The 11,519-nt window shown below is 61.5% G+C and carries 13 protein-coding genes; 8 read left to right on the plus strand and 5 right to left on the minus strand.

The annotated features are described in order from the left end of the window. Window positions 1-139: 139 nt before the first annotated feature. The 6 genes from NKH28_RS19835 (at window position 140) to NKH28_RS19860 (ending at window position 5,908) form a co-directional block, all read left to right on the plus strand. A complete protein-coding gene (locus tag NKH28_RS19835; protein ID WP_254819718.1) occupies window positions 140-880 on the plus strand; it encodes an ATP-binding cassette domain-containing protein in 741 nt (246 codons plus the stop codon). Window positions 881-935: 55 nt separating this feature from the next. Continuing rightward, entirely contained in the window at window positions 936-1,997 is a 1,062-nt protein-coding gene (locus NKH28_RS19840; protein WP_352489990.1) for an ABC transporter permease, read from the plus strand. A gap of 53 nt (window positions 1,998-2,050) precedes the next feature. Continuing rightward, window positions 2,051-3,055, plus strand: a complete 1,005-nt coding sequence (locus NKH28_RS19845; protein WP_352489989.1) for a sugar-binding protein — start codon at window positions 2,051-2,053, stop codon at window positions 3,053-3,055. Window positions 3,056-3,102: 47 nt separating this feature from the next. Next, window positions 3,103-3,852 (plus strand): glucose 1-dehydrogenase, encoded by a 750-nt coding sequence (locus NKH28_RS19850; RefSeq protein WP_352489988.1) that lies wholly within the window; start codon window positions 3,103-3,105, stop codon window positions 3,850-3,852. Window positions 3,853-4,035: 183 nt separating this feature from the next. Beyond that, on the plus strand, window positions 4,036-4,947 hold the full coding sequence (locus NKH28_RS19855; protein ID WP_352980137.1) for a DUF930 domain-containing protein: 912 nt from the start codon (window positions 4,036-4,038) through the stop codon (window positions 4,945-4,947). Between the two features lie 160 nt (window positions 4,948-5,107). Further along, a complete protein-coding gene (locus tag NKH28_RS19860; RefSeq protein WP_352980139.1) occupies window positions 5,108-5,908 on the plus strand; it encodes a class I SAM-dependent methyltransferase in 801 nt (266 codons plus the stop codon). Between the two features lie 64 nt (window positions 5,909-5,972). Here the strand turns inward: NKH28_RS19860 and NKH28_RS19865 are convergent, their stop codons facing one another. From NKH28_RS19865 to NKH28_RS19880, 4 genes are all read right to left on the minus strand, one after another. Further along, window positions 5,973-6,548: a dihydrofolate reductase family protein gene (locus NKH28_RS19865; RefSeq protein WP_352980141.1), complete on the minus strand. Its 576-nt coding sequence runs from the start codon at window positions 6,546-6,548 to the stop codon at window positions 5,973-5,975. A 101-nt stretch (window positions 6,549-6,649) separates the two neighbouring features. Further along, window positions 6,650-7,183 carry an SRPBCC family protein gene (locus NKH28_RS19870; RefSeq protein WP_352980143.1) on the minus strand — a complete coding sequence of 178 codons (534 nt, stop codon included), beginning with the start codon at window positions 7,181-7,183 and terminating at the stop codon, window positions 6,650-6,652. Further along, window positions 7,180-7,569 (minus strand): ArsR/SmtB family transcription factor, encoded by a 390-nt coding sequence (locus NKH28_RS19875; RefSeq protein WP_352980227.1) that lies wholly within the window; start codon window positions 7,567-7,569, stop codon window positions 7,180-7,182. Before NKH28_RS19875 ends, NKH28_RS19870 begins: the two co-directional genes overlap by 4 nt. 145 nt (window positions 7,570-7,714) lie before the next feature. Further along, the gene (locus NKH28_RS19880; protein ID WP_352980145.1) at window positions 7,715-8,350 is read right to left on the minus strand and encodes an ankyrin repeat domain-containing protein; all 636 of its coding nucleotides are present in this window, start codon (window positions 8,348-8,350) and stop codon (window positions 7,715-7,717) included. Between the two features lie 229 nt (window positions 8,351-8,579). Here NKH28_RS19880 and NKH28_RS19885 point away from each other — a divergent pair, with 229 nt between their 5' ends. Then, on the plus strand, window positions 8,580-9,434 hold the full coding sequence (locus NKH28_RS19885) for an aldo/keto reductase (RefSeq protein WP_352980148.1): 855 nt from the start codon (window positions 8,580-8,582) through the stop codon (window positions 9,432-9,434). 104 nt (window positions 9,435-9,538) lie between these two features. On the opposite strand, the gene NKH28_RS19890 is transcribed toward NKH28_RS19885, so the two are convergent. Beyond that, window positions 9,539-9,844 carry a hypothetical protein gene (locus tag NKH28_RS19890; RefSeq protein ID WP_023677305.1) on the minus strand — a complete coding sequence of 102 codons (306 nt, stop codon included), beginning with the start codon at window positions 9,842-9,844 and terminating at the stop codon, window positions 9,539-9,541. Between the two features lie 236 nt (window positions 9,845-10,080). Between NKH28_RS19890 and NKH28_RS19895 the strand changes: the two genes are divergently transcribed. After that, window positions 10,081-11,373 carry an Nramp family divalent metal transporter gene (locus NKH28_RS19895; RefSeq protein WP_352744138.1) on the plus strand — a complete coding sequence of 431 codons (1,293 nt, stop codon included), beginning with the start codon at window positions 10,081-10,083 and terminating at the stop codon, window positions 11,371-11,373. Window positions 11,374-11,519: the final 146 nt, after the last annotated feature.

Consider the following 11,519-nt stretch of genomic DNA (forward strand, 5'->3'; position numbering starts at 1 on the left):
CGACGCGTGTCACTGCCGGGAGGCCTGACCTAATAAATGCCTGACCTAATAAATGATTGTGTTGAATACGTTTCGCTGATTAGCTGCTGTGCATAGACCAGGGACAAGACCGATAAAATGTTGTCCCGGGAGGACCGCGATGCCGGTGCTTGAGGTTCGCCACGTCTCCAAGAATTTCGGGGCTATCCAGGCCCTGACCGACGTCAGCTTCCAGGTGGAGCGAGGCGAAGTCGTTGGTCTGATGGGGGACAACGGCGCCGGCAAGTCGACGATAGTCAAGACTGTGGCCGGGAATTTTCCTCCGAGCGACGGCGAAATTGTAGTCGAGGGCGAGGTGTGCCACTTCCACCAGCCCGTGCAGGCCCGCGCCAAGGGGATCGAAGTTGTTTATCAGGACCTGGCGCTCGCCGATAATCTGACGGCCGCGCAGAACGTCTTTCTGGGGCGCGAGATCAAGAAAGGCTTCTGGCCGATCAGGATTCTTGACAAGCAGGCGATGATCGATCGCTCGGCAGCGCTGTTCAAGGAACTCAAATCGGAAACCCGGCCGCGCGACCTCGTCAGGAAGATGTCGGGTGGGCAGCGCCAGGCGGTCGCCATCGCGCGGACCCGGCTTTCAAATGCCAAGCTGGTGCTGATGGACGAACCAACGGCCGCCATCTCGGTGCGCCAGGTGGCGGAAGTACTCGAACTGATCCGACGCCTCAAAGCACAAGGAGTCGGCGTCATGCTGATCAGTCACCGAATGCCTGACGTGTTCGCCGTGGCAGATCGCATTATCGTCCTCAGGCGGGGCTCGAAAGTTGCCGACAAGCCAGCCGACAAAACATCGCCCGAGGAAATCACCGGACTGATAACGGGGGCCATCCGTGGCGAATAGTGTTCAGGAGTCAGTTGGCGTTCGGGGGTCAGTCGAAGAACATGGCAGGCCGGCCATGTCGGATTTCGTCCCGACCAAGGAAAAAACAGTTCTCCAACGTGTGATTTCAAGTCAGCCCTTCTGGGTGATGATCGCGCTCATCGCGCTCGTCATGTTGATGACTGCGATGGAGCCGAGCTTCGGCACCTCTGAAAACGTCGCCAATGTGACGCGCAACTTCGCACCTTTCGGCATCATGGCACTTGGCATGACGATCGTCATCATCACCGGCGGTATCGATCTGTCGGTCGGCTCCGTCATGGGTCTCGTGGTCATCGTCGCCGGCCTGTTCCTCACCTGGCATTATCCCTGGTACGTCGCCTTCGCCATGGGCCTTTTCTCCGGTCTGGCCTGTGGCGCGGTCAACGGATTCTTTGTCGCCTATGTCGGGATGCCGTCCTTTGTGGTCACCCTCGGCATGCTGTCCGTCGCGCGCTCGCTGGCGGTCGTATTCTCGGCCAACCAGATGCTCTACCAGTTCGGGCCCGATGCTCCGATCGTGAAGGCAATCGGTCAGTGGAAATGGCCGCGGCATGGTCCGAACGACTGGGCACCGCATTGGATACCAGAACTGTCGTCACAGTTCTGGACCATGGTGATCCTGGCCCTGATTGTCGGCTTCGTATTCAACTTCACAGCCTGGGCCCGGCATCTCTTCGCCATCGGCGGCAATGAGGAGGCGGCACGGCTCACCGGCGTTCCGGTCAACTGGATTAAATTCGAGGCCTATGTCTTCTCGGCTTTCACCGCCGCGCTCGCCTCGCTCCTGCTCCTCGGCTATAACGGTTCGGCTATAAATGCCATGGGCCAGGGCTACGAACTGCGCGTTATCGCCGCGACAGTCATTGGCGGCGCCAGCCTCATGGGCGGCGCCGGCACGGCCTTCGGTGCGATCATCGGTTCGGCCTTCCTCGAGGTGATCAGGAATGCGCTGCTGATGGCCGGCATCGATTCAAACTGGCAGGGTGCCTTCGTCGGCGCCTTCATCGTTCTTGCGGTTCTCTTGGGCATGCAAACGGGCGGCAAATCGATTCTCGCCGCGTCGCTGGCAGTCTTGATGCCCAAAAAACGCCGCTAGAAACCCGCCGGCGGGAGGCTTGCGGGACATCACACCAAGGAGGAGAACGTCACATGAAAAAACATCTGCTGACGGCCGCCGTCGCGCTTGGCGCAATGGTGCTTGCCGTTTCCGGCGCCCAGGCGAAATACACCTTCGCCCTGGTGCCGAAGAACATGAACAATCCTTTCTTCGACCAGGCACGCGACGGCTGCAAGAAAGCCGAGGCCGAATCCAATGGCGCCGTGGAGTGCATGTATATCGGCCCCGGCGAGCATGGTGGTGGCGACGAGCAGGTGCAGATCGTGCAGGATCTCGTGGCCAAGAAGGTGGACGGCATCGCCGTGTCGCCATCGAACGCCGCCGCGATGGCGGTTGCGCTGCAGGCCGCCAAGGAAGCCGGCATCCCGGTCCTCACCTGGGACTCCGATCTCCTGCCCGAAAACAAGGATCTGCGCGTTGCCTATATCGGCACGCACAATTATGAGATCGGCGAGAACCTCGCCAAGCTTGTCATGCAGATCAAGCCCAAAGGCGGCACGATCTGCATCCAGTCCGGCGGCGCCGCGGCGGCCAACCACAACGAGCGCATGCAGGGCATTCGCGATACGCTTTCGGGCACCAAATCGGCGGCCTCGCCCGGGGATCGGCTGACGGGCCAGAACGGCTGGACCGAAATCGAAGGCTGTCCGCTCTACACCAACGATGATTTCCCGCTTTCGGTGCAACAGTTCGAGGATATCATGGCGAAAAACCCGAACCTCGACGCATTCGTCCCAACCGGTGGCTTCCCGCAGTTCATCCCCGACGCCAACCGCGCCGCGGTCGCACCGTACAAGGACAAGATCGCCTCGAAAGCCCTGGCCCTTGTCGTTGCCGACACGCTTCCGGTACAGATCGACCAGATGAAGGAAGGTTTCTCCCTTGGCCAGGTCGGTCAGCGGCCGTTCGAGATGGGCTACAAGACGATGATGGCGCTGAAGGACATGAAGGAGGGCAAGGCTCCGCCGGCCGACCCGACCTACACGGGCCTCGATGTCTGCACTCCGGAGACAGCCGACACCTGCGTCGCCAAATAGCGCTTTTGGGCGGGAGGAAACTCCCGCCCTTTTCATAGGGGATCTCAATGCCGGAATTGTTCTCGCTCAAGGGCCGTGTCGCATTGGTCACGGGTGCCTCGCGTGGTCTTGGTTTTGCCATGGCCAAGGCACTTGCCGAAAACGGTGCGACGGTGATCGTCAATGCCCGCGACGTGGCCGCCCTTTCCGTGGCGGCCGAAAGGATCGGTGCAGAAGCCCTGCCGTTCGATGTCACCGACGCGGCGATCTCAAGGGCGTCGCTCGAAGGAATCGTCGAACGCCACGGCCGCCTCGACATTCTGGTCAACAACGCCGGCATCCAGCATCGGAAACCGCTGGTCGAATGGCAGGACGAGGATTTCAACCATGTGGTTGCCGTCAATCTGTCGGCTTGCTTCCGCATGATGCGCGACGCGGTGCGCCTGATGCTGCCAAACAAGTTCGGGCGCATAATAAACACCGGATCGGTCGCAGCGATCCTTGGCCGCCCCACCATTCACGCCTATGTGGCGGCAAAGGCAGGCCTGCACGGGCTGACACGCTCCACTGCCGCTGAGCTGGGCCGTCACGGCATCACCGTCAACGCCATCGCCCCCGGCTATTTCGCCACCGAGCTCAACACCGCACTTATGCACGACGAGGCCTTCACCAAATGGGTCGAGGCACGAACCCCCGCGGGCCGCTGGGCCCAGCCTGAGGAGCTCGGCGGAGCCGTGGTGTTTCTCGCCTCCGACGCTGCCGCTTACGTCAACGGGCACGTGCTGGCGGTTGACGGCGGGCTATCGGTTTCCCTGTGATTTCAACCGGCGACACCGTGCCGGGAGGGCGTGCCTGCTAGCCGCCTGAAATGACGACTTGATGCATGCGCTGCTGGCCCGGTCCCCTGCGCGGACGCCGACGCCACACGATTGGATGCCGCGCCGCATTGCAGCCGCCGACTTTCGATTCGCAACAGGTTATTTCGACGTCTGGCGGCATCGATGCTTGATGCCGCCAATATTTCATTCCACACACCGGTCACAATGAGAGACGACATACGGGATCAGCGCCGGGTATTCGGGTGGGCCTTGCCTGCCTCCGCGGTCGTGCATTTGCTCGCCGCCGCGCTTCTTTTGTCCGCACTGCCGCTGTCGCCCCCGCAGCCGCAGAAGGAGCAGCCCATCGCAGTTGATATCGTGCCGCCGCCTAAACCGCCGGAAAAAACCAAACCTCCGTCCCCCGCTGAACCGCCCAAGCCGGAAAAGCAGCCGGAAGCCAAGGTCGAGACGCCGACGAGCCGTGAGGTCACCGCGCAGAGACCTGTCTTCCAATTCGGTGAGAAGGACGCCGGTCCTCGCAAGTCTCTGGACGGCAACAGTGCGGAGGATGGTTCGGAACAACCGCCAGCGCCGCAAGTTCCCAGTAACCAGGATCTTGCACAGCCACCTGCCGTGACAGCGGTCGAGGGGAAAGACCAGGCTCCGTCGCCTGGCGCATCACCGCCGCCGAAGCCCAAGCCAGCGGATGTCGCCAAGGAGCAAAAACCCTTGAAGCTTCAGCAAGCCAAGACGTTGTTCTCGGAAGCAGTAACCGGTGATCCGATAGCGACAATCGCAATGGCTGCTTTGCCGCGCGGCGAACGGGTCGGGCAGCTCTGCGCCACGGAACTCGGCGGGCAGTTGCTCCACGCCTCGCCCCCCTATTTTTTTGATAGCATTCCCAAGTATCGGTTGAAGGAGGGCACGGTCCTTGACGTCGCCAGTGCACCCTTTCCCGTCAACGGGCAGTGGTACGATCTGAGCTTTCGTTGCGAGGTCGATCCGGACGCGACGAAAGTCATTTCCTTCGGCTTCCGTGTCGGAGATCCGGTGCCGCCCAGCGAATTGAAACGTCGCGGGCTGCCGGCCGAATAACTCGCTGAGGCTAATCGAGGCCGACGCGGGGCCTCAATCCACGAAGCAACCCGGCATCCGTAAGTTAGCTTTCGCCAACGGCCGGCCCAAGGTGGGACGAATGCTCGCCCGTCTTGGCAATCGCTGTGTCGAGGTTTAGCTTATGCTAAGGGAGGGTTCGATGACTTCAAGTTTCAACGTTCACCATGCTGCCGGCTATGAGCAGCTCATGGGCCGCTGGAGCCAAAAGCTTGCGCCGCTGTTCATCGGCTTCGCGGGCCTCAAGGACGGCGAAAAGATCCTCGACGTCGGTTGCGGCACCGGCAGTCTGACCTTCGCGCTCGCCAAGGCCGCTGACCTCGGTGAGGTCGCGGCGATCGACTTTTCGGCCGTTTTCGTCGAGGAGGCAATCCGGCGCAACACCGATCCGCGGATAAAAATCCGTCAGGCGGATGCCTGCGCCCTGCCCTTTGAGGATGGCGCGTTCGACCGTGCCCTGGCCCTGCTCGTGCTCCATTTCGTGCCCGAAGCCGGCAAGGCAGTCACCGAGATGCGCCGCGTCGTGCGGCCGGGCGGCGTCGTCGCGGCGACGGTATGGGACCATCTCGGCGGCATGCCGGGGATGCGCATGATGATCGACACGGTGGCGGTGCTCAGTGAAGGCGGACGCCAGCTGCGTGCCCGCTATTGCACGCAGCCGATGATGCAGCCGGGTGAAATGAAACGGACCTTTGTCGAACAGGGTCTCCGCGACGTTACGGAAACCCAGTTGATGATCCGCATGGACTACCAAAATTTCGAGGATTACTGGGCGCCGATTGCCGCCGGCGAAGGGCCGCTCGGTAAGTATGTGGCCACGCTCGACCCGGAAGAGCGGGCGCGCACCGACGCCGCCATGCGCGACGCCTACGAGGCCGGCCGGCCCGACGGCCCGAGGTCCTTTGCCAATGTCGCCTGGGCCTGCCGCGGCGTCGTTGCCTGACCTTGGCGCTAATGCATGCCGCGCAAAAAGCGCGTCGCATGAGGCCGATCGAACGCGACGCGCTTTAGCCGATCCCATAGACCAGCCCGACGCGGCCATCCGACAGCCGCTCGACCTTGCGCAGTTCGAGCCCACGACGATTTTTCGCCGTCCCAAACAGCGCCTTTCCTTCACCGGCAAGCAGCGGATAGACGATCAGCCTGAGTTCATCGACCAGCCCGGCATCGATAAGGCTTGCGGTAATTCGGGCGCCGCCCATAAGGTAGATGCCCTTGCCGGGCTGCTGTTTCAACGCAGCGATATCCTCGAAATTCCGCACGAAGCGCGTCTTTGGCCAGGCCGCCGAAGTCATTGTGTTCGACAGCACATAATGCGGGGTCTGCGCGGCGAAGCGGGCCCATTCTAACTCGGCCGGCTTCGGCAATTTGCCGGTCATCGGCAGCGGCTTGTCGGGCTCGTTCTGGATGGCGCTCCAGTAGCGCTCGTAGCCGGCATACATGACGCTGCCAAGCAGGCAGGCATCGATTTGCGGCGTCAGGCCGTATTCGTCCGACCACGCGTCGACCCAATCGGCGTAACCCTCGGGCCCCTCCATCTTGCCATCGACGGAAATCTTCATTCCAGCGATCAATTTGCGCATGACTTCCTCCATCAGGCTTGCGGGATGCAAGCACGTTTCATCGGTTCAGCGTTGCTTCGTGTTGCTGGCGGCGACCTCAGGGATAGCCGCCGCGAGTTGCATCAGGCCGGCAGACGGCGGTCGTATTCTTCCCGCAGGCGGCTCCAGCCGTCCCAGAACGAGGTCGGCGTCTTGCCCGCCAGGCGGGCGGCCAGCAGGTCGAGGTGTATGTGCCAGCCGGCGGTGATGTTGAGCTGGATTGCACGTTCCGGCAGGCGGCGATGAACGACGGTGAGCAGCACATCGCTACCCTTCGCCTCCAGCAAGAAGGAGACGCCGCCGGTGTTTCCCCAGGTGATGGAAAGCTTGCGCGGCGGATCGAGTTCGGTGATCCGGCCCTCCATACGATGCTCTTCGGGAAAGCCCGCGGGGCGCTGGCCAGGCGGGTCCGTCAGCTCGTCGTTACGCCAGACCAATTCGAACGAGCTGCCGGCCTTCATTTCCATCTGGCCCGCGGCCATCCATTGCCGGCGCAAGTCACTCTCGGTGAGATAGGCCCAGACGCGTTCGATGGGTCCGGGCAAAAGGCGCTGGATGGTGAACGTGGCGGCCTCGCTCAGCGCGCCATAGGCGTCGATGCTTCTCATCTGGTTCATTGCTCGTCTCCTTCTTTCGGGTTGGGCGATTTCCTGGACTCATTCTGGGCTTTGCGTGCGTCCTCTTCGCGAAGAAGGCGTTCGAGAACATCGAGACGACCGGTCCAGAAGCGCTCGTAGAAGCTGAGCCACTGATGGGCGCTGGCCAGCGGTCCAGGGGCTAGTCGGCACAGATGCGTGCGGCCCCTCACCTCTCGACGAATAAGCCCTGCGTTCTCCAGCGCCTTGATGTGCTTGGAGGCCGCCGCGAGCGACATCGCGAAGGGTTCCGCCAGCTGGCTTACCGTTTTCTCGCCATCGGCGAGATCGCGAAGCATGTGCCGCCGGGTGGCGTCGCCAAGGGCGTGAAAAACCGCGTCCATCTGGGGTGTCTCTAATTCAACCATGTAGTTGAATATAGACGCACGCTTTGAGATAGTCAACCATTTGGTTGAATAATTTATATGAAGCGCCACGGGGCCGTTTGCGCCATCCAGCGAGTCGACGTGACGGGAGATGCGGACGCGCCCCGCGACAATAAGGGCGAGGCCCTTATTTGCCGTCGAAGAAACTGTGGATCGCGGCTTCCAGCTTTTCGATAAGCTGAGGGTTGTGGCAGCTGCCAGCCCAGATCAGGGCGTTTAGCCTCATCTCTTTGTTGATAAAGCTCACTTTCCCAGAATCCAGCAGGTATTCCGCGATCTCGTAGTGCCGCCCCTTGATAGCCTCGATGAGCGCGTTGTTTCTCCCCGTCTTGTCGGTCAGATTTACTTCCGCGCCATTCTCCACGAGCAACTTGACGACTTCGAGATGCCCGTTCTTCGCCGCCTCGATAAGAGCCGTTCTGCCGTAGTAGTCAGCTCGCGCGTTGATCTCTATTTGGGGGTGTCTCACGAGGACAGAGATACACGCGTAATGTCCCTTGGCCGCCGCAAGGCTCAAGGGCGTGCTCTTCCACTTGTTTCTGGCATTCACGTCGATTTCCGGGTCTTCGATCAGCGCCTCCACCACAGCTGTGCGGTCATTGAGGGCTGAAAGGTGAAGTGCAGACCAGCCGCCGTCGTCCGACTGATTGATGTCGGCGCCAGCCGCCAATTCCGATCGAACCGCCTCCGCATCGCCTTGTTCTGCCGCGACCAGCAGGGGCGACCAGTCTCTTGCCCCTTCGGCTTCCAAGCTGTTGGTCAACGCAGTCGCCTCCTCGGATCGTCCACAGAATACCACAGAATCCGCGATAGTGGGGTCGTCCTGTATAGAGTTCCCTGGAGTCCGTGGGTCGCAGAGAGCTGTCGGCCCGAAGCGGAGGATCAGCGCTTCACGTCCCTCTCCTCACATTCTCCTGATATCGACTGGCTTTGGCGGCCATTCAGACTAGATAGAGCCTGCGCCGGGCGGAACGATGCAGAAGGACCTGAACATGCCTGAACAGATTACACTGACTAGACCTGAACAAATCAGATTGAACGACGGCTCCGCCATTCCGCAAATCGGCCTCGGCGTGTGGCAGGTCGATCCAGCCATCACCGCCAAGGTGGTGCGCTGGGGAATCGAGGCCGGCTACAGGCTGATCGACACCGCCGAAGGCTATCAGAACGAGGAAGGTGTCGGGCAGGCGATCCGCTCGGCCGGCGTCCCGAGAAGCGAGTTGTTCATCACCTCGAAACTGCGCAATGGCGCGCATCAGCGCGACGCCGCCTTGCGCGCCTTCGACGAGACGATGAGCAAGCTCGGCATCGAACAGATCGACCTGTTCCTGATCCATTGGCCGGTGCCCAGCCAGGACAGATATGTCGAGGCCTGGAAGACGCTGATCGAACTCAGGCAATCAGGCCGGATCAAGTCGATCGGCGTTTCGAATTTCAACCAGGACCACCTCGAACGGATCATCGGCGAGACCGGCGTCACGCCGACCGTCAACCAGATCGAGCTCCACCCCCGCTTCCAGCAGCGTGACAAACGTGAATTCCACGACAGGCACAACATCCGCATTGAGAGCTGGAGCCCGCTGGGCAGCGGCCGGCTGTTGAGCGATCCGACGCTTGAAAGTATCGCCAGGAAACACGGCAAGTCGGTGGCGCAGACGATCGTCAGGTGGCACCTTCAGGAAGGGCTGATCGTCATTCCAAAGTCGATCCACCAGGACCGCATCGCCGCCAATTTCGATGTCTTCGATTTCGAGCTCGAAGCAAAGGACCTCGAGCTTATCCGGGGCATGGATTCGCCCGACGGCCGCACCGGCCCGAACCCCGCTACAGCTGCATTCCTGTTCTGAGGGCCGACAGTGAAGCTGCCTATCTCCCCCCTTGTGGGGGAGATATCCGGCAGGACAGAGGGAGGCGTTGTCCCGCCAGCGATCAAAACTACCTTCCCGCTAGCTCATATCCCGGAGCCATCCACCAGCGGCACATCTTCGCCCTCCCAGGGGCTCGGCATCGATCCCTTGCTGAGATTGGCCGACGGCAGCGGCATCCAGCACTTCAGTTCGGGTTCGGCATATTCGACGATGCGTCCTGGAGACGAGTCGGAGGCGCGCCAGCCTTCGCTGCCGAACTGATCGGCGCGGGCCCAGTAAGCCATGTCGACCTCGGCCGGACCCTGCTCGGACGGCCGAACCGTGACAAGGATTCTGCTGCCGTCCCTTGGCGCGCTCGACATGTGGCGCCACTGACCGGGCTCGTCCATTGCATTTCCTCCTGCGATCTTCGCCTCGAACGGATAGTCGCTTCGCGTTCGGAAGCGGTCAACCCGAACTTTTTTGCCTGAGACAAAACCCCTGTCCGGTCGTCGCGGAACAAGTCATGGCACGCCGGGTTTGGGCAAGTTGTTGAAGGAAGCAAAATGAGACCAGCGCCGCGACCGATCCTTACCATTATTGCATGGCAGGCCGCGTCTTTCGTTCGCAACCCGGTCCCGTCGCAATGAGGCAGGCCGGTTCCGATCATTCCATCCCACCGAAGGAGGGCAAAGGCGGCATAGGACGAGCGCTCGGCCTCGGACTGATAACAGGGGCGGCCGACGACGATTGTTCCGCAATAGGCACCTATGCAAGTGCCGGCGCCCGTTTCGGACCCGACCTGCTCTGGACGGCCCCGGTGACGTTGCCGATGATGTACGCGGTTGTCTATCTGTCGTCGAAGCTCGGCCAGGTGTCGGGGCGCGGATTGTTCCACGTCATCAAGGACTTCTACCCGCGGTGGCTGCTCTGGTCGGTGCTGTTGGGTGTGCTCGTCGGCAACACCATCGAGGCAGCGGCGGATCTTGGTGGAATGGCGGCGGCGATCAACATATTCGTGCCGCTTCCCATTCCGCTGATCGTGCTGTTCGTCGCCGCCCTCATCTTCGCCCTCCAGGTTTTCGGCTCCTATACTTTGATCCGCAACATCTTTCGCTGGCTGGCGCTGGCGCTGCTCGCCTATGTCGGTGCCGCCATTCTGGCCAAGCCGGACGCCGCGGCGGTGCTGCGCGGGACGTTGCTCCCCAGGATCGAATTCAATCGCGAGTTCCTGTCGATCCTGGTCGCCATCATCGGCACGACGCTGTCCGCCTATCTCTATACGTGGCAGTCCAATGAGGAGGTGGAGGAGGAGATTGCCCAGGGGCGCACAACGCTCAGCCAAAGGAAGGGCGCTACCGACAGCGAACTCCGCCGCTCGCGCCGGGACATCCTCATCGGCATGATGTTTTCAAATCTCATCATGTATTTCATCATCCTGTCGACGGGGGCGACGCTCTACAAGGCGGGGCATCACGATATCGACACGGCCGCGCAAGCCGCGGAGGCGCTGCGGCCGCTCGCCGGCCAGGCCGCAAGCGTTCTGTTCGCCGCAGGTGTGATCGGCGTCGGTTTCCTAGCGGTTCCTGTCATGACCACCGGCGCTGCCTATGACGTGGCACAAGCCATCGGCTGGAAAAACAGCCTGCACGCCCGGGCTCGAGAGGCGCCCAAATTTTACCTCGCCATCGGATTTTTTACGGCGATCGCCGCTGGCCTGAACTTTCTCGGCTTCAATCCGATGAAGGCGCTGGTCTGGTCCGGCATCGTTCAAGGCTTCTCGACACCGCCCTTGCTGCTGCTCATCATGCTGATGACGAACAGCCGCAGGATCATGGGCGATCAGGTTAACAGCCGCAGCACCAACATACTCGGCTGGGCAACGACCGTCGCCATCTTCTCGGCGACGATCGGCCTGGTGGCAACCTGGTTCATGTAAATCCGGCAGGACAAGGGACGCCGCCAGTTGGACTACCCGTTCCCGCTTGCGGATTGCCCCAGCTTTGCCGGCCTTGGAAACTCCACAACATCTCCCACCGGCCGCTTGTATTGCGCTGCGACAATTGCATCGATCAGGAGATCCAG

The organism is Mesorhizobium sp. M1227, from assembly GCF_040318315.1.
In the GTDB taxonomy this organism is placed as follows: Bacteria; Pseudomonadota; Alphaproteobacteria; order Rhizobiales; family Rhizobiaceae; genus Mesorhizobium.